This window comes from Pseudomonas sp., from assembly GCF_030150285.1.
GTDB lineage: Bacteria > Pseudomonadota > Gammaproteobacteria > Pseudomonadales > Pseudomonadaceae > Aquipseudomonas.
In genome coordinates this window covers 1-24,812 of the sequence record NZ_JASLGE010000041.1, presented here as the reverse complement: position 1 = coordinate 24,812, position 24,812 = coordinate 1, and the positions used below count along the sequence as shown (strand labels likewise).

The window sequence follows — 24,812 nt, the reverse complement described above, 5'->3', positions numbered from 1 at the left end:
AAGGTAAGGCCCCGTGCGACAGTTTTTCGATCTAGGCGAGTATGTATCAAGGTATCAGCCTTGTAATAAGTGCTTGGCGAGTGGTAAGCGACCGGGCCAGAGGGCCATGTCAGGGTCCGCTTCTTGCTGTGCATACGGTTAAGCAGTGTCTCGCTAAACAGGATGGCGAGAAACAGGTTAAAAAGCCGTGGCGCTCGACGATGTATAACGAAGCCGTCAGTTGCACTGAGTGCGAGCGCTAACAGGTGCGCTGCACGTCAATGGGGCATTATTCATCGGGGTTGCTGTTTTAACATCCTGTACCAGGCAGTAGCCACGGTTGCGCACGGATCTGAACAGGCGTTCACCCAATGCAGCCCGGAATTTATTTTGCAGCCGGCTCAGGCACATCTCCAGGCCGTTGTAAGTGTTTATATCCTTTTCAATGCCCAGAATAAGTTCATGTTTGCTACAAATGCGTGACTCGCTGAGGGTCAGCGTTTTAATCAGCATCGCTTCAATGGCAGTGAGTTTGATACGCGCTGTGGCTCCTTGCAGTTCTCTTGTAGAAAAGCTGAACAACAATACGCCGGATGCCAAGCTAAGCGATGAGGGTGACTGATTGGCTGTCATGGGAACACTGAACGTTGACCTTAAGCCCAACAGCGCAGGCGCAAAAACGCTGGGTGGGTAGGAGTGACTGTTGAGCCAGGGTGTTTTTTTTGCGCCGCCCAAGCCCAGCATGTCGTTGTGGCTTGCGGGCGGGTACGCCTGGCGTCGTGAAAGCAGGGCGTTCCAGGAGCCATATGTACGGGTGCTGTGCGCGCATGGCCGTTGGTGCGGGCGCTCAGGCGTCAAGCTGCGCTGATGAGCATTAGCCATCCTGTTCTGATGAAGGGCCGGCAGGCTGTTGTTGTGCTCAGGCATAAACTCGTTTGCATGAGTTATATAGCTGAATACGCTAAGCGTTACCTTCATTGTCCAACTCCTCCTTTCGTTGGTTTTTTGACGTAAACCAACTAAATCTCTCAATGCCAGTCGGTCAAGTGCAGCCATGCTTCCTGGCTAATCAGTGGTAGTGCTGCCGGGGTGCGGCTGTGGCGAGCAGTTGTTTTAGCCGGATACCGAGCCTCGACGAAGCCGGTAGCCATAAGCGCGAACACTGAAAATAAGTTCAACATTGTACGCTTTCTTGATTTTGGTTCTTAAGCGACTAATGGTTTTTTCCAAGGCCCTGGGGTCGTAAAAAACAACATTGGGGTCCAGGGTTTTTGCAATATCGTCCTGGCTCATGACATGTTGAGGTGCCCGCAACAGGGCGTCCAGGATGATCATTTCGGTATAAGAAATCTCAATTTTTTTGCTGGTGCCACTTAGAAACAACCGTGTTCGATCCAGTGCCAGCCGGGCGGGCACTTTCCAGTGCGAATCACCAACGGCATTGGCCAATAAGGCCTTTTTTTCATGTGGATCGACAGGCAATTTAAGGCAATGATCAACCCCGGCTAGATAACAGTTAATACTGGAAAATGACTTGGTGTGCGTGACCAGTATGAAAATGCACGCGGTCTGATTACTCAGCCGAATGGATTTCACCAGTTCAAGGCGTTCACTCAAGCCCTCTGGCGCATTTACTTCAATAAAAACAGCTTCAACCCGGTCAAGACTATCAACTTGTTGTGACAGGTCATGGCAGGCGTAAAACGGCTGCTGGCTTGAGGCGGTCAGTTGTTGTAAGTCATCGATCAACGCTTCGGTGTGCAAAAAAATGAGCACTGCAACCGGCTGTGAGTCTGTGTTACATCCTGCGAAACGCATATCACCCAACCAAATACATGAAGGCGGCTCGATTCTGCCATAGCCGTCTGTATGAGATTTGACCATTTATAACATTGTCAGGTGATGTTACCGCCTGAAGGCAGGGCTGTATATGCCTTTAATCGTGCGATTAGCCCCTAAATACCCCCTTGGGCGACAGGCTGCGCTTGCTTTTTGACGATTTCCGTGGAGGTCTATTTTGGTGCGTCTACCCAGCATAAGTGCCAAGGGGTGTGAGAAATTGTCTGCCTCGCCGGCCATGTCTGCCCAGTATTTCGGTGCATCCCGCGTAGGCAGCACGGCAGTTTTCTGAGTTGAAGGCTAAGGGCAAGGTGACAATCACCTTGCCCTTAGCCGCAGCCTGCCCCGAGATGGGGCAGCGCTGAGTGGCCTTTTTACTCGACGACTTTCTCGAAGTTTTCGTAAAACGCTTCCTGGTTGCGGCCGTTGGTCATGGTGTGCAGTGAGTACTGGCGATGAAGCATTGCGCCACCGTCTCGGGTCAGCGGGGCCCAGGTAATGTTGGCCCGGCTCGTGGTCGACACGGCCATCATCTCGTCGAAAGGAATCGAGATATAAATGCCCTTGTCAAAACTGCCTTCGCCAAACTCTTCCTTGGAGGCCGTGGTACGGGTCACCCAGCCGCCAAATTTCACGCCATTGGTAAACTCACGGGAGATATCAATCGTCGTCCCCCAGTCACGCGCCAAGTAACGGCCCACACTGACCGCTGCATCCAGGTCAAAGGGCAATTTGGTGTAGCCGGTGACGTGCCCGGTGATGGTTTTGTAATCGCGCAGGCCAAAGCCCTGGTTAAAGTCCCGTTGCCGTACGTAGTTAAGGTCGGCGCCCAACGACCAGCGCTCACCCATGGGGCGGTACAGCACTTCGCCACCGACACCGGCATACATCGACTCCAGGTAACCGCCGTACACCATCGCGTACAAGTCCTGGTCCAGTTGTTTGGCACGGTTCAGTTGCAAAGCGGGCATGTTTACATCAGAGGTGGTGATGTACTTGCGCAGGTCGGTGCGCACCCGCTGCATGCCGCTGGGCGCGTCGTACTTGAACTGATCATAGTTGTTCAGCAGGTTCAAGGTAACGCCGCCGCTGGCCCAGGTGCCGGGTGCAAAGCGGTACTGGGCTTCGGCATAGGTATTGATCTGGTACAGCAAAAAGTTGTCAGGCCCCCCCAGGTTTTGCTGGTAACCCAGGCCAAAACCATAGGTGAAGGGGGCTGGCTTGCCTTGATACAACAGGTTCTCGGTGTGGGCTGCAGGCCGGTTGACCTCAGTTGTACGGTGCAGGTCCACCAGGTCTTGATCGTTGTTCACCACATTACGGAACGTGGTGCGCGGTACGCTGGTTTCATCCACGGGCATGTCATAACGCTTGTTGACCAGGGTAAACCACTGAATATCGTCATTGGCGTTATTGTCGAGAATACGGCTGGCCCGGCCTACGCCCTTGGCCGCGTAGAAGTACTTGGACTGCTCGCCATACACAACCAGCTCGGAATCACGCTGGGCAATACGCTCAACGGTATAACCGGCATTGTGATGCAGTTGCTGTGACACCTTGGCCCAGTCCACTTCGTCCAGGGGGGTAGTCGGTGCTGATGCAGGCAGCGGTTGTGCGGGCGGGTCGAAGTGTTTGGGTGGAGCCTTGCGACTGACGAAGTTGGTGTGCAGGGTAATACCGAACATGGCGGTATTGCCGCGTTCCCAGCCCGCCGTTAAATCGATCGCGTCGCTAAGCTTATAAACTGCACCGATGTTGATCGGAGAGTCTTGCTTAAAGCTGCTATTAAGCGGTTCGTGTTTGTAATCATTACCGTCAAATTCGAGTTTCAGACTTAAAGGGGTCCAGGGAGTTTGATAGGAAACTCCGCCAAAGAGACCGGGTTTTCCTCGAAAGTATGAGCTCGTGTTTACATCGCCAGCCAGCGAACTCGTAGGGCGGTCGTCAAAACGACCATCCACGTATCCAAGCGGATTATCAAAGTCACCCCGGTTACCAATATAGCCCCACGCGACCCCGAAGCTGAAATCAAGGTCATTAAACCGTTTATTCGCGACAAAGTACTCGCTGGAAAACAATCCAGTACCACCAATGTCTCGGAAGCCTAATGCAATTTCAGGAAGCCAATGGCTCTCTTGCCAAATTCGGGCTTTAGCATCTACGGCTTTATCTTTATAGCTTTGTTTGCCACTTAAAGACTCCAAACCATATCGACGATTGGTAAGTGCGGAATAGCGAAATGTACCTTCCAGCCAATCCAGTGGCTGTAATGAGATACTGTAATGTGAATAAGGCTCTGTGCGGTTGGCATTGAAACTGAACTCGCCAGCAGGTGCCATTCGCGCTGTGGGGGTTTGCAGTAACCCGACGCCGCCAAAATCATTCTGGGTATAGCGCGGTTCAGCCTGGGCCAAGCTGCACGGCAGTAATACAACAACAGCAAAACGTAACTTCAAGGGGCAACCTCAGCCAGCGGTTGAGTGGCAAGAAACTGAGCCAGTTGCTCATTCAAATCCGGCGTGGGTAAATCGGCATTGTCATTGCGCACAGGCACCAAAATGGTACTGCCTGCCACGGCATAAATACCGTCCTGCCGATTCCAGGCGGCGACCGCGACACGCCGAGAACGGCCGTCGGGGGTAATCAGCCACAGGTAATCGGCATCGGCCTCAGGCAGCCGCGGGCAGTGGGCCAGGTATTCGCGCACTTGCAGCCGGGCGTCATAGGGCAGGCGGCAGGGTTCGGCCACGGCACCCACCAATGTGACCGTAGTGGGGCGCGCCGGGTAAATCAGTTGGTCGCCATCGCTGAGCACATAATTGCGGACAAAACCGACTTCCATTGCAACCGGGTCCAGCACCGCCACCTTGCGGCCGGTGACCGGCAGCCGGTTAACCTGCTGATGCAAGCCACTGGCGACGGCGGCAAGTGCAGGCTTATTGGCCAGCAATGCACCGCGTTCAAGCATTTTCAAGTCAAACAACACCCCGGCCTTAAGCCGTGTTTGCGTTTCCAGCAAGGGCTGGTGCAACCAGGCGGCGGCCAGCCAGTAACTTTCCGGGTTGGGCTGCGCCCGGGTAATAAGCTCCAGCAGGCGAAGGTTGGGGCTATAAGGATAGGTGCCGGGGTAGAGCACATCACCGCTAACGGCCACATCGGCCTGGCTCAGTGCCGCATGGCTCAACAACAGGCACGCGAGCAGTTTTTTCAACGGGCTCACGGTGCAGCCTCCCAATCAGGGCGCAAGTTGACGATTTTCAAAAAAAGCCCCGGGGTCACATACTGCTCGCTTTGCAAAATAAGGCCGTCAGCCGGCCTGACCCAGTACCGGTTGGTGGCGCTAAACCCCAGGCCCGGTATCTCGATTTTTTCGTCGATACGCTGTAACTCATAAGAGCGATCAATAATAGTTACGGTTTCCAGCCCCTTGCGGTAGAAGCGGCTGTTCACCGCCTGCCCGATGTGCTGGCCTTCATACAGGTCGATCCAGCGGGTGCTGGTCTGGCCATCGGCTACGTGCTGCAGGCCACGCTTGAACGGTGACTCACCGTCAAAGCGGGTGCCATCCAGGCCGGGCTCAAGGCCCACGCTGCGCACCACCAGGCCGTTACGGGTCATCAGCACCTGCTTGCCCGAGGCCACCCAGAAGTGCAAGTCCCCTTGTTCACGCAACCTGGCCATCACCCCTTCATTGGAGCGGGTGGTGACCTTTATTTGCGCATAAGGAATGGCCTCGACCTCGGCCTGTGTCAGGGGCAGCGGTTCAACGCTATTCACGGCTGCCTTGAAGGTGTCGAGCGAGGCCTGCATCAACGGGTTACAGCCAGTCAGCAACAGGGCTACCACCAGCCAGGAGCGGTTACGAAGAGTTTTCAAAACGGCTCAACCCTTATCGGCTGCTGGCTTCGCTGAGGTTATTTTGCGCGGCTGCGCCGGTACCCAGGATGGTTGCGGAAGGCAACAACTGGCTGATCAGGCGGTTCCAGCGAGTGACTTGCGCCGGGCCCACGTAAACAATGTCTTGGGGCTTCAATTGAAAGTGGCTGGCAATGGCAAAAGCGGTGGGTGACTCGGCACTCAATTGGTAAACCTTAACCGGCTCGGTTTCCAGGTTGCTGGCACCGCGAATCACATACAGCGCATTACCGTTGGACGTGGTCTGGTTTAAACCACCCACAGAACCCACCACATCAGCCAGGTTCATATTGCTGGTTTTGAACCTTAGCGCCTGAGGGGCCAACACTTCGCCCATCACGTAAATTCGTTTACGGTCGTTGTAAGGCAGGTACAACTGGTCGCCGTCTTTGAGAAACACGTTATGCAGTTGCGAGCCCTGGTCGTTGAGTGCATCCAGGTTCAGTACATATTCTTGACCGTTACGCGTCAGCACCAGGCTGGAAAGGTCTGCATTATTGGGTTCTATCCCAGCTGCGCCGAGCGCTTCCACCACGGTGATGGGGGAGGTGGTAATGGGTATCGGCCCCGCTTTTAGCACGGCCCCGGAGACGATTGCCTTTTGGCTGGCAAAACGCAATACGCTCAAGTCCACCTGGGGGCTGTCCACATATTGTGCCAAGCGTTGGGCAATCGTTGAGCGCAATTCTTCGATGCTTTTACCGGCCGCATCGAGCTTGCCGATGTAGGGGTAGAAAATAGTGCCATCTGGCCGAACCAGCCGGCCATTAGCATCGATCTGTTGCTGCGCACCCGAAGGTGCCGTCAGCTCGGGGTGGTCCCATACGGTGATATACAGCACATCGTTGGCACCAATCCGGTAGGCCTCTGGCTTGAATGCCAGCAGGGGCGCTGGCACCGAGCTGGAAACGTAGGTCGCCGCGTTTTGCGCAATCAGCTTGGGGGTTATAGGAATTAACTCGACCCGGCTGCTTTGCGCAGAGCCTTCGTTACCGATCTCACTGGTGTCCAGGTATTGACCGGGCGCAAACATACAACCTTGCAGGGCAAGCCCTGCAAGTACCGCGAGCGACAAACTACGAATCATCATTGAGGACACTTGTAAAAGAAACACATCAAAATCAAAGACCTGGCTTGCACCAGGTGGTTTAGTTCGACCTGACCGGGCGTTAACGCGTGCCCGTTGTGCCACCTGTGCCACCACCTGTGGTGCCACCCGTGCCGCCGTTGTCACCGCCACCGCCACCGCTGTTCGAGGCCGCTGCGGCTGCGGCTGCGGCGGCTGCCGCGGCCAGGCCCAGCGTTGTAGTAGAAACGACCGTGCCGCCGATGGCGAGGCCTGACCCAGCCCCAAGCCCTGCACCAGCGCCCGTACCTGCGCCAGCGCCAGCGCCCGTACCTGCGCCGGTACCTGCACCTGGGGCTGCGCCAGGTGCGGGTGGAGTGCCAGGGGCAGAGCCCGGAGCCGGGTCAGCCGCGAAAACCGAGGCGCTCAGGGCCATTGCGAGGGCGGAAACGAGAAATTTGTTCATAAGTAAATCCTTTTGGATGAATAGTCTGTAGTGAAGAGGGTACTTGAAGGCCTATACAGGCTCAAGCCTGAAACCTGCGGGAGTGCTCAGTGTTATGCACTGCTGTAGTCAGCAACGGACATGGCATTCAAAGGGTTCTTTACAGGTGTTTTATTTCCCAATACACCTTCAAGAATACCTGTGCAGGGAGATTCTGGTTGCTGACCTTTTATAACATTGGCGGCAAGCCCATTAAGCCAAATTACGGCATAGTGCTACAGCGGGTTAAGTGAACCGTTGTTTACCTAATAGGCGGGCAGTGAAGGGGTCAGCGAAAAAGGCGTTTCAACTTTTCCTTTAACAGCAACACGGCAAATTTACAGTTGGTGGTGAGGTAGCGCTTCCACATACGGCCCGGCTCTTGAATAACCCGATACAGCCATTCCAGGCCGTAGCGTTGCATCCATTGCGGTGCACGCTTGACCTTACCCGCAACCACATCAAATGTGCCGCCAACGCCCATCACGAAATCAACGCCCAACTGGTCACGCCAGCGATTGATGAAGTTCTCTTTTTTGGGGGACGTGATAGCCACAAACAAAAGTTTGGCACCGGATGCACGCACCTTTTCGACCAGCGCAGCCTCGTCATCCCAGAAATAGCCGTGATGATAGCCGGCGACTTTCAGGTCTGGGTAAAGCGCCTTCACTTTGCTGGTTGCTGTGGAAACGACGTCGTCCGTGGCACCTAACAAGAACACCGAAAAGTGGTTCGCCGCACTCATCTTCAGCAATTCATGAAACAGGTCGACACCCGCGACGCGTTCAGGCACTGAGTGGCCGAGAAAGCGAGCCCCCAACACCACACCCATGCCGTCGATATTGATAATGTCACAAGAACGAACGGATTCGCTCAACTGAGAGTCGTCGCGCATGTTGACAAGCTTGGCGACGTTAACCACCACATGCTGTGTAAAATGTCCTGCTGCGACGGAGTGATGAATTTTCTCGACCGTCTGGTCCATAGAGGCCACGTCCATCGGGCAGCCAAGTACTTCAATCCTATGCATGATTTTTCTCAGAACGAAAGCATTTATGGAATGCCAAGGAATATTAATCCTAAAGCTATATTATCCGAACCTATTCAAACCGATAGGCATTTTGAATGGTCAGGATCTTCCCATTCAAATCGCATAAAGCATTTTTTGCTGAATGTATATCAGTCATCGTTATAAATGACGCTAAATGGATTTGAAATAGTTAATATAATTTTTCTGCATACGTTCAAGTGAATATAGTTCGCTTGCAATTAGTGAAGATTTGAGTCGTTCCTCTCGAGGAGGCAGGGGGGTAGAGTGGTCTATAAGCAAGCGCAGTAAGCCGCTCTCACTACCTGTCGGGAAATGACGGACGGTGGATACTCCTGCCGCTACTTCGATCAATACAGGTAAGTCCGAAGCAAAAACCGCTTTACCGTTGATAATGCTTTCAACAAGAACCAGACAAAATCCTTCGTAAAGTGATGGGATTAATACCAAGCCAACTTTTTTAATGAGTGAAAATGGATTTTCGCTATAACCATGAAAAAGCACACTAATATGTCCAGCTGCTGCTTGCGACTTCAAAGAATCAATTTCTGGGCCGTCACCAACAACGTGAAAAACAACTTTTCTTCCCGTGCTGTTAGTAAATGAGTTTAATGCGCTTATAGCGATGTCTACACCTTTCACCTTATTGAGCGATCCAATGTATGCGACTTGAAAAGTTTGTTCATCAGAAGAGCAGTCTTCAAGCTTGGTGGAGGAATTGAAATGTGTTCCGTTAAAGATAGTAGTTATACTGTTGGGAGAAATATATGCGGATAAGTATTCTTTAACAGTGTTTGAGATGGCCACATAGTTCTTTATTTTAAAGAAACGGAAAAACCAATGTTTATCGATAAATAGGTTATGACAGATGAAAACAGTTTTTATACTGGTAAATTTCTCGAGAGCGAAAATTGCTGGTAAAAAAATACGGCTGTGCGCGACAACTATCGAAGGTCTAGAGACTATAATGCGGCGTAACAGTCTAAAAGGCCAAAGTAGATTGTTCATACGTGTATTGGAATCTTGAGTATGAAAAATACCGAAGACCTCCTGGGTTTCTGGACTAGCCAAGGTAATCTGATGGAGTATTTTCTGTGCGCCGCCCCGCTTAATTTCTGCAGAGTTGATAAGATGTAAAATTTTCATTGATACTTAGGCCTTTGGTTGACTAAAAAATAGCATCTTATTAGTAAGTATGGGGCGAGATACATCATAAAGAAAAAAATCGGATAAAGGAAAGTTGATGTTAAAAGAAACATTGAGGCTATAGCTGCATATGGGGCTATAGCCCGACCCTTTGAATAAGATCTTTTTATAAATAATACTGAATCGATGAGAAGTATCAGGCAGCCCAAAACACCATGTTCTATCATCAATATATAGCTTTCGCTTGTGTCTCGTAGAGATTGTCCTGTGCTTAGGGCTTCAGATCGTATGGTGAGGCCGTTATCGAGCGCAATATGTGACCAGTTGGATAGTCCGTGGCCAAATAGCCAGTTGTACCATTCGAAGTTGCTTATCATGTAACTAATTGTTCGAGAAGCTGTTATCGTTCTGGCGGCAAGTGAGCGATCATCAGTATCTATTGTCTGAGCGAAGAAAAAATCTAGTGAGGAAATGAAGTATAGCAATGGGAGTAAGCCAAGTAAGACAACAGCTAAAAGAGTAAGCCGCGGGGACCGTTTTGAGAAAAATGTTACTGCGAAAGTGATGATAAGAAAGTAATTGCTCAATCTGTTTCCGCTAAGAAAGGCGCACACCATTACAGCAACAAATAGAACTATATCACTCTGTTTTACTCGGCTTAAAGTTAGTGCATATCCAAGAAAGGTAAATGTCAAAAAAAGGCCGAACCAATTAGGTTCTAAAAAAAATCCGCGCATCCTACCTTCAACGCTTGTTCCTCGAAGATAGTAAGTGGTATCAATCCCGCCCAGCGCTAGTTGGTAGCCAAAAAGTGAGTTTAATAGGTATTGTGTAATGCCTCCGTAAATCACAATCAAAGTCATCGTTTTAAATGTTTTATTGAAATTTATAGAATTGCGGTATGTGTAGAAGTAATAAAATACGAACATCATTATTATTGGATAGGTAAGGACAAATATATATTGATTGATGTCCTTGGCTTGGAATGATTGCAGCAGGCATAAAGCAATATACATGCAGATTGCCTTGTTGTCCCTGATGAAGCTATATGCTTGAAAGCGGCCGTGAGGGGTTGTTAGTAATAAGCAACTAAAAAATATAATTAACAAGTGCGCTGGGTGAATTCGGAGAGCAGGAAGCGATAGCTTGACGAGACTGTCGAGTGAAAACAATATGCACAAAAAGGGTATCAAAAATTTTTTCTTTAAAAGCATAGTGATTTGGCGGTTTGCCGGCTCCGGATTAGTTTAACGCAAGCTAAAGAATTTTTATGGGCATTAACTAGAAATGCTGGAAGTCGATTCATTAGTATCTGAAATTTGAAGTGTTTTAATCGGGTATGTGGCTACTTCAAAACTTGTGTAAATAAAAGTTTACTGATAACAGCTGCGTTGAATTATACTTCAGCGAAGTCACACTACGATATACACATTGTTAACGCCCTTATTTGATCAATAATGGGTTAATCCTCGCCATGGTTCCATTTTCCTCGCAAGACACAACTAGCAAAACAGTACCTGTGTTCGAGCCATACAAGGATTCGACTGAATATACATTTGAGTGATTGCTATGTGCTTTTCACCAACATCAAGGATGTGTCTCTTCATATTTTCGAATTTGTGCTTGTTGCCCGACGTGGTGAAATAATTTTTCATTTCATTTTGTAGGAAGTCCAACACTGACACAATTGGAAACCATCGATATACGACAGTAGAACAGTAGAACAGTAGAACAGCCGAACACTGTTTCTAATAGAATCTTAAAACTAATGCTCCTGGTGCTCGGGTTGATGTGCTTCGTATGAAGCAAGAGATCGAGCACATGGCAGTGATTCTTTAAGTATTTATTCTATGGAGTAGCTTCTAAACGAGAACTAATTTTCAGCAAGGGAATGGGAACATAATCTCTAAGTTGAAATTATCTAATACGCCCGCTTAAGCACCACCTGACCGATTTGAGTAAGAGCCGCGCATGGCAGAATATTTTGCGCTTACCGTCCTTAATGGAGCCAAAAAGTTGATTTAGAACGTTAGACGGGATCAGGTGGTGAGAGCATAGAGTGCTCGCAGGCGCTTAGTTCAAGCAGTATTTTTATTTTCAGTCAAAGATTCTAAGAGGAACCGGCTTGATTTCTCCACCATCGAATTAAGTCGAGGTGTGACTATCTCATAATCAATAGTTGGTAGAGGGGTGTCTTCCGAAGGCTGGGTAAGTTCTGTTAATCTTCTATCCTCTATGCCTAATGAGGACAGCAAAGTCATTTGTCTTTCATTCAGTAGTTCATTGCAGTTTGGGAAGAAAATAAACTGCTTTTGGAAGTTTACTGAAAATGCGGTGCCGTGGAAAGAGTTTGTTATAACAAACTTTGCATTCTTGAAGAATGCGACCCACTCATCTGGACCAACACCGTCAAAAAAGAAATCGCATGAGTTAATATTTTTTGCGCCAATATGCACGACAGGCAGATTGATGATTTTTTTCGAGTTTAAGACGAATTCGTCAAAAAGCCTCAAACTTTCTCCCGAACCGACAATGTAGGTCAACAGGAAATCGCCTTTAGGGACTCGGGTGAAATTTGCAATAGCGTCATAATTATCTATCAATAGTGATGGATCCACTACTAACTTTGGTTTTAGTTCTGGGGCAAGTTTTGCTATCTCTAGATAAGTGGCTTTCTCCCTAAGTCCGACTGCAGAAAAATCTTTTAATAAGGGACCGATTGAACTCCATTTTGACGTAACCGGACTGTTGCCAGCGCTAGCTGCGTATGCGATTTTTTTTACGTTTGAGTCTACAAAGTTGAGGTAGTAAGCTGGATCAATGCTGCCGCCCGTTAAGTTCCCATTCCATATTTGATCGCTGCCGCATATAAAGGCAGTTGCGTTATTTATCTTCTTCAAACTTTTGCTGGTGTAATAGCTTTTGGTTGATATTGATAGATTTTTTCTTCTAAACTTCCCGAACGCCAATATTTTTTTTATTTTCGAAAGGGTTTTTTTGATCCCTTTGGCGGGTCTATAAGTTTGAAGTAGAAAGTACCATGGCTTGTAATTTAGTATCTCTGCATTTAGGTGTTTACTCCGAAGAAATTTAACAAGGGCATAAGCCTGTAGTAAGCCTCCATTGTTTAAAACATGGTGAAATGTAACTATATATATTTTTTTTTCGGTGTTATTCATATGCGGATTAAGTCCATATTTTGCATGGCGGTTAAGTTGGTTTGTAGGGCTCTAAACGTCATTAATATTTAGTTTGATTTTGCGAGTGTTATGATAGATCGCTTTTTTTTAACTATTAATATCTTGGCGAGGATTTATTGGTCGTCCAGTAATCGCTCTACATTGTTCGAAAAAAACACCTCTTAAGTCTTTGATTATGTAGTGACTAACAAAATATGCAAAGAAGAAGGAAATCACGCTTGAGATTGCTGCGCCGTTAATACCCCATCGGGGGATGAGTATTAAATTCAGGCAAATATTTAGCAGGCAAGCAAAGAAGCTTTTTGTAACTGCTTTGTGTTGTGTTCCATCCTTCACAATAAGCTGTCCAGCGCTAGACCCGAGCCCTATTAGAAATGGAACTGTTGCTAGAATGAGTGCGCAACTTAAGCTGATCGAGAAATTTTTTCCGTAGAGGAGAGGTATAAAAAACCACGCAGTCAAAAGCATAATTATCGACATGAGTGCACCAATCCATGTAATTGTTTTTGTATAAGTATGCCTGGCGTGCTGTGTTCCGGCAGAGAACATCTTGGGTGCCATGGACTCAGCAAGTACTATGGTTGGAATTGTAAAAAGCATCATGTAATTTGTTGCGGCAGAGTAGTAGCCGACTTGCTCGTCTCCTAGGTAGTACTTGATTACAAATAGGTCTACTCGCTGGAATAGTATTAATGCAAACCCGGAGATCGCCAAAGGTAAAGCAGACCTGGTTAGATCTTTTGCGATTTTTAAATTTGTCTCTATAGCAGGTCTGTCTTTAAGGCTCCAAAAACATATTGTTAATGCGATGGAGACGTATAAGAAGTCAAGCACTCTGTAGAAAACTATCTCATAAATACTGCCGGAGTTTAAAATTACAATTGCAATTGATAGTATGCATATTATGGAGGCGAAAAGTTCGGAGGCTACATTGTAGATGTTCTTCCCTAGCGCAACGAAGTAAGCTTTAAATGCTCTAGGTATTTTGAATATATACGAAGTGCTGTAAATGATTAGTCCGTAAAATATAACATCATCTCGGTGGTAATAAGTGGCTATGGCAAGGAGAAGGCAGGCACCAATCAGTGAGAAGAGTAAATTTACCGCTAATGCAGATCCAATGATTTTCCCTGTTGATTTAGGTTTTTCCCCTATCTCTTTCATAATTATGTTTATGAGTCTATACTCGCCAATCAATGCTATTAATGTGGCGATCCCCGTAACAAAAGCAAACTTTCCATAAGTCTCTGGGCCGAAATAGCGTGCTATTATAATATTCAGAATTATGACTTTGGCGCCCTCCAAGCCTTTCGCAATTAGAGCGAATAGCTGATTAGGTTTGAGAACTTCTTTTATGCTAATCATGATAGGGGCTTTAAAGTCTGCATCTGTAAAGTTAGTTTAATGCAGCAAATTTTATTTGTTGCATGGTTTTTTCTAGAGCTGTATTGAGAGGTTTTTTAAGTTTCGACCAGTTCGAAAAAATCATCCATGTTGACTTTTGGCGATTGAGCTACAAGGAGTTCTTCAGGCAAATGACCTGCTGCGATCAGGCTTATTATTACAGCGCTTTTTGGTAGGCCAGCGGCTTTTTTTAACTTGGCGTCTTGAGGGAAGTTAACTGACCAGTTTAAGAAGCATGTTCCAATCCCTTGAGATTGCAATGCATAAACCAGACTCATTGCTGTAAGTCCACCATCAATAAAGGACTGATTGCGTTCTTTTGATCCATTGAAACATCTTAAATCTGCTGTCACGATGAAAACATGGCTGGCGGTATGCCCAAAACCTCTGTTGCCGTTTTGCAGTTCCAAAATTTTTCTTTTTCTTTCTTCATCGGAGTATGCATAAATTTTGGTGGTTGGGCGATTGCAGACCGATGGAGTTCGTCTAATTAAATTAATGGCCTTAATGATATTATGGTTGTCTATTTGTTTGTTTGAAAAATTCCGTACGCTGCACCGGGCATTAGTTAAGGCTTCAAAGTTTCCTTTTGATCCTTCTATAAAATCTACCGCACGGATTTTTCTTGTCCCTCCTTCATTGATGTTTAAGTTTGCGACGGCGGCTCTGTGAGTATCAAGAAAACTATTTAGGTGTGGAAAGTTCAGTTCATGAGCTTTATGGAATTCAACATATGAGTTTATTGCGTTGTAAGCATGGCATGAAACTTCATCAATGCCGTACCGCTGAATGTAAGTGTCTGCGAAATGGATAACTCTATGGAGTAAGCTTGAACCAAAGCCTAGTCTAGGCTCTGGGAGTGCTAATCCTTTTTCTATAACGTGATAGTTCTTTATCAGTAGTGCTCTTGTTTTTTCCTTGCTGTAGCCGGATTTTGTTGTTGCAGACTCTCTAATATATCTAAACATGTCGACAAGATAGTTGGGGAGCATTGATGCGCATTCTATTGCAGACTTGATTCTTTCTTTTTGAGGAGGTGTAAGAATTTTCTTCGCTTTTGTAATCACATTAAATTTGGCCACTGTATTGTTTTCGCAATAATGAGGGGTGGGCGCTGACTTAGAGTTTGTATTTAGTCCGCTACATGCCCACCCCAACTGTGAATGTTGGGTGGGGCGGTAAAGTTTATTATTAAATATTAAGACTTATCAAGCGAGCCTACGGAGTCTACATAGAACTCTTTGCGCGGCAAAGCTTGGAATTGATTGTGATTTACTAATAGAACTGATATGTCAGACTCCTCAATCGCAGTATCCAAGCTTTTTAATACAAGCTTACCTTCAAGCGACGATGGCAGACTTTCGATATTGGGCTCAACCGCCCATACTTGCCCTGGATGTGAGGCAGTGATTTGCTGAGTAATCGCAACTGCCGGGCTTTCACGAAGGTCATCAATATTTGGTTTGAAAGCAAGACCATAGCAAGCGATAGTAACTTCTTTGGCTGTCTTCTCTGGATTCGCTTGAAGGAATTCAGCGACTGCAAGTTTGACTTTATCGATGACCCATTGTGGCTTGCTGTCGTTGACTTCGCGAGCGGTGCGAATCAGGCGCGCCTGGTCAGGGGTTTTGCTTACGATAAACCACGGGTCAACTGCAATGCAGTGACCGCCTACACCTGGGCCCGGTTGCAGGATATTGACCCGTGGGTGGCGGTTGGCCAAGCTGATCAGCTCCCAGACGTTAATATCCAGTTTGTCACAAATCATCGACAACTCGTTGGCGAACGCGATGCCCACGTCTCGGGAGCTGTTCTCGGTCAGTTTGCACATTTCCGCTGTGCGGGCGTTGGTGACGATGCATTCGCCTTGTACGAAGATTTTGTACAGGCTGATCGCCAGCTCGGAGCATTTTGGGGTCATGCCGCCAATAACGCGGTCGTTTTGTACCAGTTCGCGCAGAACATGGCCGGGTAGTACGCGTTCCGGGCAGTGTGCAATCCGAATGTCGGAGGCTTCGCCATGGGTTTGCGGGAAGGTTAAATCCGGGCGCGCTTCTGCGAGCCAGGCCGACATTTGCTCGGTCGCGCCTACTGGGGATGTTGACTCCAGAATGACCAGGTCGCCTTTCTTCAATACCGGAGCAATGCTTTTACTGGCGGACTCTATATAAGTCAGGTCTGGTTCATGGTTGTTCTTGAACGGCGTAGGCACGGCAATCAGAAACGCATCCGCCGGTTCTGGCTGGGTGGTGGCGCGCAAATAGCCCTCTGTCACGGCTGCATGAACCACCATGTCCAGATCAGGTTCTACGATATGTATTTGCCCGCGGTTGATAATATCAACGGCCTTTTGGTTTACATCGACACCGATCACTGTTTTTTTGCGCGATGCAAACACGGCGGCAGTGGGCAGGCCGATATAGCCGAGGCCAACAACGGAAATAGTAGTGAACGGCATGGGACTTCCTTGACAGATGTTAAGTGCTTAAAAGGTAAAAGGCTGCGTGCCTAAATAAGGGGTTGCGTTGTTTAGATCGCAACTTTATTCAGCAGCGCTTCCAGAATGCGTTGGCAGGCGTTGCCGTCACCGTAGGGGTTATGGGCATAGCTCATGGCTTGATAAGCCGCCGTATCCAGTAACAACCGGTTTAGCTCGCGGACGATATCCACCGTGTGGGTGCCCACCAGTTTTACCGTACCGGCCGTTACTGCTTCCGGGCGTTCGGTGGTGTCGCGCATCACCAATACCGGTTTGCCCAGTGATGGCGCTTCTTCTTGAATGCCGCCGGAGTCGGTGAGGATGATATGGGCGCGGCTCATCATATGCACAAAAGGCAGGTAATCCAGCGGGGCGATGAGGTAGATATTGCCAATGCCGTTCAGCAAGCGGTTGACCGGTTCGCGCACATTGGGGTTGAGGTGCACCGGGTAGACGATATCCACTTCGGGGTGTTGTTGTGCCACTTCTATCAGGGCGTGGCAGATACGCTCAAACCCGTCGCCGAAGCTTTCGCGGCGATGGCCGGTCACCAGAATCAGCTTGCGACTCGGGTCCAGGAACTCCGCAGGTGCGGATGCTTGCGCCAACAAGGCCGGGTCCTGATCCAGACGTTTAACCACATCCAGCAAGGCATCAATCACGGTATTGCCGGTCACGATGATATTGCCTTGGCTAATGCCCTCACGCAGCAGGTTGCCTTGCGAAGTGTCGGTGGGGGCGAAGTTCAATGTGGCCAGTGCACCTGTTAGCTTGCGGTTGCCTTCTTCAGGCCAGGGCGAGTAGAGGTTGCCGGTGCGCAGGCCCGCCTCGACGTGGGCGACCGGTATTTGCTGGTAGTAGGCGGCCAGGCTCGCGGCCAGTGTTGTGGCAGTGTCGCCGTGCACCAGCACGATATCCGGCTTGAACTCGCTGAGTACGGGCTTTAACCCTTGCAGAATTGCCGTGGTGACATCGGTCAGGTCCTGGCCGGGCTTCATGATATTCAGGTCGAAATCGGGTGTAATGGCGAACAACCCCAGTACCTGGTCAAGCATTTCACGGTGCTGGCCCGTGACGCAGACTTTTGCTTCAAAACGGTCGTCGGCCGCCAGTGCAAGTACCAGCGGAGCCATTTTAATGGCTTCAGGGCGCGTACCGAAAATACACAGGGTTTTCATGGGGCGTTTCATGATGTACTCGTTAGTCAGAGGTTGGAAGTTGTGTTAATAACCAATCGGGTGTCTAGGCAGGTTCAGGCTCAAGCGAGTTGAAGGGGGGGATGCAGCCAATACCCCTATGGCTCGTTGAGAGTCATGAAATTAATTTAGTTAATATCATTTTTTGTTGATCAGGCATGCTACCGCCCCAGGATTACTTACTGTTCCCTGAAAGCGAATGAAGTCATTTTTCTTGCAATAGTCGATGCTACAGAGGCACTAAAAAAGCGCCCTTAACTCATCAGGGCGCTTGGGTAGAAATAACTAAGCGAATGTTAAGCTTTGTCGGACTTATATTCGTAGTTGTAATAACCATATGCGCCATAGCCATATTTGGCCGAGGCACGTCTTTCTACGCCGTTGAAAATAGCGCCTTTCAGGTCAATGCCATTTTGGGCAAAGCGACGCATGGTCAACTCAATTTCACGGGCCGGGTTCAGTTCAAAACGGGTCACAATCAGGTTGGTGGCCGCCTGACGGCCGACAATGGCGGCATCGGCTACGGCCAGGAATGGCGGGGTGTCAAGAATGACCATGTCGTATTCCGCACTGATCTCTTCGAGGAATGTAGTGAAGTTGATATGCATCAACAACTCGGACGGGTTCGGCGGGATTTGCCCGCGGCCAATCACAAACAGATTTTCGACGTCTGTTTTATGGGTGGCTGTGCTCAGGTCGCATCGTTTGGTCAACAGGTCGGATAAGCCGTTCTCGACGGGGATATTAAACATCTTATGGATATAGCCCTTGCGCATATCCACGTCCACCAGCAGTACGCGTTGGCCGGACTGGGCGATAACGGCCGCCAGGTTGGCCGAAACAAAGGACTTGCCCACCTTGGGGCTTGGGCCGGAAATCATCAGGCGGTTGTTGTCGGCCTCCAGCATGGCGAAGTGCAAGCTGGTGCGCAGGCTGCGCAAGCCTTCAATCGCCAGGTCTGTCGGGTGGCTGCTGGCAAGCAGGGGGGTGGTGCGGCGACCACGACCGGACGTGCTTTTATCGTCTTCCACTTTTTGCAGCGAACTGAAAGGAATGGAGGCATATACCGGCAAGCCGAGTTTTTCGATATCGTCGGGGTTTTCCACGCCGCGATTAAGGGCTTTGCGAAACAGTACATAGCCAACGGCAAGAATTCCGCCGAGCAAAGTGGCAATCAGTACGATCAAAGGTTTTTTGGGTTTGACCGGGCTTCGCAAATCCACATCGGCCACATCGATAAGGCGTGCATTACCGACTGTGCCAGCCCGCATCACGTCCAGTTCCTGGGATTTGTTCAGCAGTTGCGTGTAGATCTCGGTGCTGACTTTAAGGTCGCGGGTCAGGCTTAACAGTTCCTGTTGAGTGCTTGGCAGCCCTTCAACCTGTTTGGCAAGGCGTTTTTGTTTGCTGGTCAGCTCAGCCAGTTGTCCCATCAAGGCACGGTAGGCCGGGTGCTGAGGGGTGAACTTGCGGTCCATCTCGGCTTGCTGCAACTTCAGTGTGGAGATACTGGTATCCAGCGCCACAATCTGGTCAAGAATGGCCTTGGCTTCAAGGCTAATATCAATTGACTTGCTGCGAATCTGAAAGGCATTTAGAGCATTTTCAGCTTTTTCTAGGTCTTGGCGTACTTGCGGCAGTTGGTCTTTTAGAAAGCCCAGGCTCTGCGCAGCTTCGGCGGAGGTGCGCTCGATATTTTGCTGGACATACAGGCGAGTAATTTCATTTAGGGTCTGGATGGCTTTAGGGGGTTCAGAACTCTCTAACGCAAGACTAATCATGCCGGATTCTTTGCCGCGCTCAGCAACATCTAATGCTTTTTGATACTTTAAAATGGCCGTTAACCGAGGGTAGCGAGTTATAGTGAACTCAGTTCCTGGGTTAGCCTGCAACTGTTCAATTATTAACTTAATACCATTGTTGTCATAAGTCTGACCGGCTTTGCCTCTGATCAGAATATTGTTGTCTTCGTCCTGCAAGACAAAGTTCCCGGCCTCGCCGTTAATCAGGGTCAGGTCTTTACCTAGTAGCTCTTCGGGCAATTCTAATGCGGTAATTGCTAGTTTCTCACCGCCCCATGCGTAGCTGTTCATTCCAAGCACTGGGCTGGCCACACTAGTGCCTGCTTCGGGTTTAAATCGACGGGCAACAAACTCTCCAAGAATTGGGAAGTAGTTAGGCTCAATCTCAATATCCAACTGCAAGTTATCAACCGCAGCACCAATATTTTTACGCGACTTGATCAGTTCAATTTCTGTTGCCGACGGCGATTCTTTGCCCAGCATGCTGCCGATATCAGAGAAACCTAGTGGGTCGCCTTTCTTGGGCTCTACCTGAATCAGTGCATTAGCCTGGTAGACCGGTGTCGCCAGCAGGGCATATGCCACGCCTGCAGCCATAAATACACCGGTCACGCCTGCGATCAGCCATTTGTGGTCGATCAGCGTGCCCAGCAAGCCCATCAGGTCAATTTCGTCATTGTCGACATCGTTGTCGATAGGCTTTGTTACGGGTGCTTGCTGCATAAGTCGGTTCTTTTCTTCACAAGTAATTCGAGAAATGGATCAGCGCACCAGGCGCGCAGCCCATGCATTCACAGCTTCTTTGATTAGCGCATACGCGTGTTCGAAGGCAGGCTTGCCTTGACGGTATGGGTCTGAAATTTCGCGGTCGTTTTGCCATTTGCCCAATAACAGCACCTTGCCTCTGGCTTCGGGGGCCAGCTCTAGGACTGCGTGTTGGTGCGCCGGTTCCATCACCAGGATCAGGTCTGACTCGTTGATGAGGGCGGCGGTCAATTGCGTGCCGCTGTGCTCGGTCACGGTGTGCCCGTGTTCTTCAAGCACAAGGCGGGCGGTGGCCTCGATGGGCTTGTTTTTGAGTGCGCTGAGGCCCGCCGAAGACACGGCGATGCCGGCAGGCTTCAGGGCCTCCCTCAGCAGGATCTCGGCGGTGGGGCTGCGGCATATATTGCCAACGCAGACAATCATGATTCGTTTAAACAAGGCAGATTCCTTTGTGCCAAACATGCTCAGCCGGCAAGAGCATTTAACGTGTCCTCAGAACCCGGCAACCTGTTTAAGGAAGTGGTTCATGTTCACCCGCCAAAGCCATGTGCATCATGTTTGTTGGGGTCACGCCCTTCACAAGAGGACTGCAGCCCCCTCTTTAATCATGCGTATAAAAGGGCGTTGTGAAGTGTTGGATCGGAAAATATTAACTGCGAAGCGTTGCAGATATCAACCTTTATATCCCTTCAGGCAGACAGGCGCTATATATAGGGCTTTTCAATGACTTTTGTCCGACAATAAATAACATTTTGACGGATTAACACTGACTAAAAATAACATTTTGCTGTATGTGCCTACGACGGTGATCGGCGTGTGGTAGGGCTCGAAGCGATGCATTCCGTGGCTTCCAGGCCTGTGGGTGGTGCAGGGCGCGCGGGTGTACGTTGAGTGTGCCGTGTCAATCGCGCGAACACCTGCGCGGTGCCTGGGGCAAGCGTGCCACGCTCGCTTTTGAACCCGTGTGTGAGGTGTTTGAGTTGCTGTAAAAACGCAGTGAAACTTCGGTGATGGCACTTTGATGTTTGACGGTGAATGGGTTTAATAACCCGGCGCAATAAGCTCAGAAGATGAGTTCAATATACAGCGCATCAAGTTAGTGCCTGGAGTGCGGTGTTGCACAGGGATAAAGCGCTATTTAGGCGGCGGCAAGTTTGACGATTTATCACACTGTTGTTGTATTCAGCCTGTTAAGTATTCTTTTTGGGTGTTTAGATCTGTACCGGCCGGTCTGCCAATTATGCCCGGCTTGATCTGGGTCAGGCCCGCGCGCGCTGGTGTGTGGCAGCGATGAGCGGGCCTGAGCCTGGGCGGGGTTACACCGACGGGGTTGTGTGGGGTTTGGCCGGCGGGCTTGCGTATTGCGGTTTCAGGGTGCCCTGATTGTCCAGCAGCCAGGCGTCCATCACCTTGCGCACCACGGGCCCGGCCACGCGGCCACCGGCTTCGCCGTTTTCAATCATCACCGAAATGACGATGTGCGGGTCTTCGGCCGGGGCAAAGCCCACGAACAGGGCATTGTCGCGATTGCGCTCGGCGGTTTTCAGGCGGTCGTAGCGTTCACCCTGCTTGATGGCGACCACCTGGGCGGTGCCGCTTTTGCCGGCTATGCGGTATTGCGCGCCGGTGGCCGACGCGCGGGCGATGCCGCGCGGGTCGTGCATGACCAGTTGCATGGCATGGTTGACCTGTTCCCATTCCTTGGGGTCGTGCAGCACGATATCGGGCATCGGGTGTTCGTCCACCGGTGGTGTGCCGTCAACGGTTTTGGCCAGGTGCGGGCGGTTCCACACGCCCTTGTTGGCAATCAGTGCCGTGGCTTGCGCCAGTTGCAGCGGGGTCATCTGCATATAACCTTGGCCAATGCCCAGAATCACGGTTTCGCCGGGGAACCATGCCTGGCGCCGCGTATTGCGTTTCCATTCGCGGGAGGGCATCAGGCCGGCAGATTCTTCAAACATGTCCAGTGACACGTGCTGCCCCACGCCAAACATCGACAGGTAATCGTGCATGCGGTCGATGCCCAGTTTGGAGGCCAGGTCGTAAAAGTAGGTGTCGTTGGAGCGCATGATCGCCGCGTTCAAGTCAACCCAGCCGTCGCCGCTGTGGTTCCAGTTGCGGTATTTGTGGTCGACGTTGGGTAGCTGGAAGTAGCCGGGGTCAAACACCCGGGTCGAAGCTGAAATCACCCCGCTGTCCAGGCCGGCAATGGCCACTTCCGGCTTGATGGTTGAGCCGGGTGCATACAACCCGCGCAAGGCCCGGTTGAACAGGGGCTTGTCGAGGGAGTCGCGCAGCCCCGAGTAGTCCTTGGTGCTGATGCCCGTGACAAACAGGTTGGGGTCGAAACTGGGCTTGCTGACCATGGCCAGTACTTCGCCGGTTTTCGGGTCCAGGGCGATGATTGACCCGCGCCGGTCACCCAGGGCTTCTTCGGCGGCTTCCTGCAGCTTGATATCGAGGCTGAGTACGATATTTTTGCCCGCCACGGCATCGGTGTGGCGCAGTACGCGCATGATCCGGCCCTGGGCGTTGGTCTCGACTTCTTCAAAGCCGACCTTGCCATGCAGCTCGTTCTCATAAAACCGCTCGATGCCGGTCTTGCCGATGGACTGCGTACCGCGGTACTGCGCCGTGTCCAGTTGCTTGGCTTCTTTTTCATTGATACGGCCCACATACCCGACCGAATGGGCAAAGTGATCACCCTGTGGGTAATGGCGCACAAATTGCGCTTCGACATCAATGCCGGGCAGGCGGAACTGGTTCACCGCCAGCAGCGCAATTTGCTCTTCGTTCAGCTCGTACAGCAGCGTAGACGGGTCGAAGGGGTGGCGCGCCTGCTTCATGGCCTTGGCGAACACGGCGCGGTCTTCTTCGGGCAATTGCAGAATATGAATGACCGTGTCCAGCACCTTGGCGGTGTCGCCAGCCCGCTCGCGGGTGAGGGTCAGGTTGAAGCTGGGCTGGTTGTCGGCCAGCAGCACGCCATTGCGGTCATAGATAAACCCGCGTTCTGGCGGGATCGGCAACACATGCACCCGGTTATTTTCCGATACGGTGGAGTTGTAGCTGAACTCGGTGACCTGCAAAAAGTACATCCGGCCGATCAGGGCGCAACTGATCGCCAGCACGAGCACGGCGCAGGCAATCAGCCTTTTATTGACCAGCCGTTTTTCGGTGTCGTGATCTTTAAGAGGGATCGGTTCGGGCATCTCGGGGGTGTCTCACATCGGTCAACAGAAAAACAGTCGCTCGCCCTGACACGGGCGGGCTACAAAAGAGGGCGCATACCTTATCAAGAAGCGGCCCGGTGAGTCGGTTAATTACTGCACATATTGATGAAAGCCGACAGGCTGCTATAGGCGTACGGTGGGGTAAACTGTTGTTTTTTGTTGGGAGCTTGCCTGCATGTGGCCTTTGATCGACTGGCACCCGCGTGCGCCGCTGCACTGCCTTCACCTGCCGGCGTTCGAGGCGGCCGGGGTAGACGTGGCGGTATTGCGCCTGGACCGGATCGACCCGCTGATCAGTGGCAACAAATGGTTCAAGCTGACTGAGCATGTACGTGCTGCCCAGGCGAGTGGCGCGCAGGGGCTCATCAGCCTGGGTGGTGCGCATTCCAACCATTTGCATGCCCTGGCGGCGGCGGGGCAGCGTTTTGGTTTTAGCACTGTCGGGCTCATGCGCGGGCATGCGCAGCACACGCCGACCACCCGAGACCTCGAGCGGTTTGGTATGCACCTGCATTGGCTGGGGTTTGCCGGTTACCGGGCGCGGCATGCGCCCGGCTTTTGGGCCCCCTGGCTTGCGCAGTACCCGCACCTGCACCCGGTGCCTGAAGGCGGCGGCGGGTTGGCGGGGGCGCTGGGGTGTGAAGCGCTGGTGACGATAGTACGACAGCAGTTGGCGACCCTTGGCTGGGCGGATTACGACGGCTGGTGGCTGGCCGCCGGCACGGGCACCACCCTGGCCGGGCTAGCGTTGGCAGAAAGTGCCGGGCGCCGGGTATATGGAGCCTTGGCCGTGCCGGATGGCCACGGTGTGGTGCCTCATATCGAAGCCATTGTTCGAGCGGCTGGTCGCACGACGTGCGCGGTTGAATTGCTGAATGCCAGCCGTGGCGGCTTTGCCCGGGTTGATGATGAGTTGTTGGCGTTTATGCGCGAGGCAGAAGCGGCCAGCAGCGTGCCGTTGGAGCCTGTGTATACCGGCAAGGCGCTGTTGGCGTTGGTGCAGGCCGTGGCGGCGGGGCGGTTTGCCAGAGGGCAGCGTGTGGTGTTTGTGCACACCGGAGGGTTGCAAGGGCGGCGTGGGTTTGAGGTGGGGTGAGGCCTGCTGAAAGGGGGCCTCAAGATCAAGATCAAGATCAACAGCGCGTGCGGTGTGTTCCGTAGCAGTTGCCGAGCCGGGCGAGGCTACGTCCGATTGCGCAGCGATCGTAAAGCCTAAGTCCCGGATCTGGCAGGAGGGGCGGGCTACTTGTGTACCG

The 24,812-nt window shown here is 50.8% G+C and carries 19 protein-coding genes; 1 reads left to right on the top strand and 18 read right to left on the bottom strand.

The features are described from left to right. Positions 1-216: 216 nt before the first annotated feature. The 18 genes from Q1W15_RS09325 to mrdA all read right to left on the bottom strand — a co-directional run bounded on the left by Q1W15_RS09325 (position 217) and on the right by mrdA (position 23,535). Positions 217-1,035, bottom strand: a complete 819-nt coding sequence (locus Q1W15_RS09325; RefSeq protein WP_300726774.1) for a hypothetical protein — start codon at positions 1,033-1,035, stop codon at positions 217-219. A 57-nt stretch (positions 1,036-1,092) separates the two neighbouring features. Beyond that, the gene (locus Q1W15_RS09320; RefSeq protein WP_300726771.1) at positions 1,093-1,863 is read right to left on the bottom strand and encodes a helix-turn-helix domain-containing protein; all 771 of its coding nucleotides are present in this window, start codon (positions 1,861-1,863) and stop codon (positions 1,093-1,095) included. Positions 1,864-2,192: 329 nt separating this feature from the next. Continuing rightward, a complete protein-coding gene (locus Q1W15_RS09315) occupies positions 2,193-4,274 on the bottom strand; it encodes a YjbH domain-containing protein (RefSeq protein WP_300726768.1) in 2,082 nt (693 codons plus the stop codon). Further along, positions 4,271-5,038 (bottom strand): capsule biosynthesis GfcC family protein, encoded by a 768-nt coding sequence (locus tag Q1W15_RS09310; RefSeq protein WP_300726765.1) that lies wholly within the window; start codon positions 5,036-5,038, stop codon positions 4,271-4,273. Before Q1W15_RS09310 ends, Q1W15_RS09315 begins: the two co-directional genes overlap by 4 nt. Beyond that, positions 5,035-5,694 carry a YjbF family lipoprotein gene (locus tag Q1W15_RS09305; protein ID WP_300726762.1) on the bottom strand — a complete coding sequence of 220 codons (660 nt, stop codon included), beginning with the start codon at positions 5,692-5,694 and terminating at the stop codon, positions 5,035-5,037. The genes Q1W15_RS09310 and Q1W15_RS09305 overlap by 4 nt, the downstream gene beginning before the upstream one ends. A 13-nt stretch (positions 5,695-5,707) precedes the next feature. Continuing rightward, complete coding sequence (locus Q1W15_RS09300) at positions 5,708-6,820, bottom strand: polysaccharide biosynthesis/export family protein (RefSeq protein WP_300726995.1); 1,113 nt, start codon at positions 6,818-6,820, stop codon at positions 5,708-5,710. An 82-nt stretch (positions 6,821-6,902) separates the two neighbouring features. Next, entirely contained in the window at positions 6,903-7,265 is a 363-nt protein-coding gene (locus Q1W15_RS09295; protein WP_300726759.1) for a hypothetical protein, read from the bottom strand. Between the two features lie 307 nt (positions 7,266-7,572). Next, positions 7,573-8,268 (bottom strand): WecB/TagA/CpsF family glycosyltransferase, encoded by a 696-nt coding sequence (locus Q1W15_RS09290; protein WP_300726757.1) that lies wholly within the window; start codon positions 8,266-8,268, stop codon positions 7,573-7,575. A 216-nt stretch (positions 8,269-8,484) separates the two neighbouring features. Further along, on the bottom strand, positions 8,485-9,477 hold the full coding sequence (locus tag Q1W15_RS09285; protein WP_300726754.1) for a glycosyltransferase: 993 nt from the start codon (positions 9,475-9,477) through the stop codon (positions 8,485-8,487). Next, positions 9,474-10,493, bottom strand: coding sequence for a hypothetical protein (locus tag Q1W15_RS09280; protein ID WP_300726751.1), 1,020 nt, complete (start codon positions 10,491-10,493; stop codon positions 9,474-9,476). Before Q1W15_RS09280 ends, Q1W15_RS09285 begins: the two co-directional genes overlap by 4 nt. A 1,062-nt stretch (positions 10,494-11,555) precedes the next feature. Beyond that, the gene (locus Q1W15_RS09275; RefSeq protein ID WP_300726747.1) at positions 11,556-12,656 is read right to left on the bottom strand and encodes a polysaccharide pyruvyl transferase family protein; all 1,101 of its coding nucleotides are present in this window, start codon (positions 12,654-12,656) and stop codon (positions 11,556-11,558) included. A 108-nt stretch (positions 12,657-12,764) separates the two neighbouring features. Beyond that, positions 12,765-14,042, bottom strand: a complete 1,278-nt coding sequence (locus tag Q1W15_RS09270; RefSeq protein WP_300726744.1) for an oligosaccharide flippase family protein — start codon at positions 14,040-14,042, stop codon at positions 12,765-12,767. A gap of 95 nt (positions 14,043-14,137) precedes the next feature. Then, the gene (locus Q1W15_RS09265) at positions 14,138-15,163 is read right to left on the bottom strand and encodes a nitroreductase family protein (RefSeq protein WP_300726741.1); all 1,026 of its coding nucleotides are present in this window, start codon (positions 15,161-15,163) and stop codon (positions 14,138-14,140) included. A gap of 116 nt (positions 15,164-15,279) precedes the next feature. Further along, positions 15,280-16,539: a UDP-N-acetyl-D-mannosamine dehydrogenase gene (wecC, locus tag Q1W15_RS09260; RefSeq protein WP_300726738.1), complete on the bottom strand. Its 1,260-nt coding sequence runs from the start codon at positions 16,537-16,539 to the stop codon at positions 15,280-15,282. Positions 16,540-16,610: 71 nt separating this feature from the next. Next, entirely contained in the window at positions 16,611-17,738 is a 1,128-nt protein-coding gene (gene wecB, locus Q1W15_RS09255) for a non-hydrolyzing UDP-N-acetylglucosamine 2-epimerase (RefSeq protein WP_300726992.1), read from the bottom strand. A gap of 314 nt (positions 17,739-18,052) precedes the next feature. Further along, the gene (locus Q1W15_RS09250; RefSeq protein WP_300726735.1) at positions 18,053-20,281 is read right to left on the bottom strand and encodes a polysaccharide biosynthesis tyrosine autokinase; all 2,229 of its coding nucleotides are present in this window, start codon (positions 20,279-20,281) and stop codon (positions 18,053-18,055) included. A gap of 39 nt (positions 20,282-20,320) precedes the next feature. After that, the gene (locus tag Q1W15_RS09245; RefSeq protein ID WP_300726733.1) at positions 20,321-20,761 is read right to left on the bottom strand and encodes a low molecular weight protein-tyrosine-phosphatase; all 441 of its coding nucleotides are present in this window, start codon (positions 20,759-20,761) and stop codon (positions 20,321-20,323) included. An 878-nt stretch (positions 20,762-21,639) separates the two neighbouring features. After that, a complete protein-coding gene (gene mrdA, locus Q1W15_RS09240; protein WP_300726729.1) occupies positions 21,640-23,535 on the bottom strand; it encodes a penicillin-binding protein 2 in 1,896 nt (631 codons plus the stop codon). Between the two features lie 196 nt (positions 23,536-23,731). Between mrdA and Q1W15_RS09235 the strand changes: the two genes are divergently transcribed. Continuing rightward, positions 23,732-24,652, top strand: coding sequence for a 1-aminocyclopropane-1-carboxylate deaminase/D-cysteine desulfhydrase (locus Q1W15_RS09235; RefSeq protein ID WP_300726725.1), 921 nt, complete (start codon positions 23,732-23,734; stop codon positions 24,650-24,652). The last annotated feature ends 160 nt before the right edge of the window (positions 24,653-24,812 follow it).

What these genes read in the sequence shown, in the direction of transcription:
- Q1W15_RS09325 (WP_300726774.1), bottom strand. Translation starts at nt 1,035, where the DNA reads ATGGCTGCACTTGACCGACTGGCATTGAGAGATTTAGTTGGTTTACGT.
- Q1W15_RS09320 (WP_300726771.1), bottom strand. Translation starts at nt 1,863, where the DNA reads ATGGTCAAATCTCATACAGACGGCTATGGCAGAATCGAGCCGCCTTCA.
- Q1W15_RS09300 (WP_300726995.1), bottom strand. Translation starts at nt 6,820, where the DNA reads ATGATTCGTAGTTTGTCGCTCGCGGTACTTGCAGGGCTTGCCCTGCAA.
- Q1W15_RS09295 (WP_300726759.1), bottom strand. Translation starts at nt 7,265, where the DNA reads ATGAACAAATTTCTCGTTTCCGCCCTCGCAATGGCCCTGAGCGCCTCG.
- Q1W15_RS09290 (WP_300726757.1), bottom strand. Translation starts at nt 8,268, where the DNA reads ATGGACCAGACGGTCGAGAAAATTCATCACTCCGTCGCAGCAGGACAT.
- Q1W15_RS09285 (WP_300726754.1), bottom strand. Translation starts at nt 9,477, where the DNA reads ATGAAAATTTTACATCTTATCAACTCTGCAGAAATTAAGCGGGGCGGC.
- Q1W15_RS09280 (WP_300726751.1), bottom strand. Translation starts at nt 10,493, where the DNA reads ATGTATATTGCTTTATGCCTGCTGCAATCATTCCAAGCCAAGGACATC.
- Q1W15_RS09275 (WP_300726747.1), bottom strand. Translation starts at nt 12,656, where the DNA reads ATGAATAACACCGAAAAAAAAATATATATAGTTACATTTCACCATGTT.
- Q1W15_RS09270 (WP_300726744.1), bottom strand. Translation starts at nt 14,042, where the DNA reads ATGATTAGCATAAAAGAAGTTCTCAAACCTAATCAGCTATTCGCTCTA.
- wecC (WP_300726738.1), bottom strand. Translation starts at nt 16,539, where the DNA reads ATGCCGTTCACTACTATTTCCGTTGTTGGCCTCGGCTATATCGGCCTG.
- wecB (WP_300726992.1), bottom strand. Translation starts at nt 17,738, where the DNA reads ATGAAAACCCTGTGTATTTTCGGTACGCGCCCTGAAGCCATTAAAATG.
- Q1W15_RS09250 (WP_300726735.1), bottom strand. Translation starts at nt 20,281, where the DNA reads ATGCAGCAAGCACCCGTAACAAAGCCTATCGACAACGATGTCGACAAT.
- mrdA (WP_300726729.1), bottom strand. Translation starts at nt 23,535, where the DNA reads ATGCCCGAACCGATCCCTCTTAAAGATCACGACACCGAAAAACGGCTG.
- Q1W15_RS09235 (WP_300726725.1), top strand. Translation starts at nt 23,732, where the DNA reads ATGTGGCCTTTGATCGACTGGCACCCGCGTGCGCCGCTGCACTGCCTT.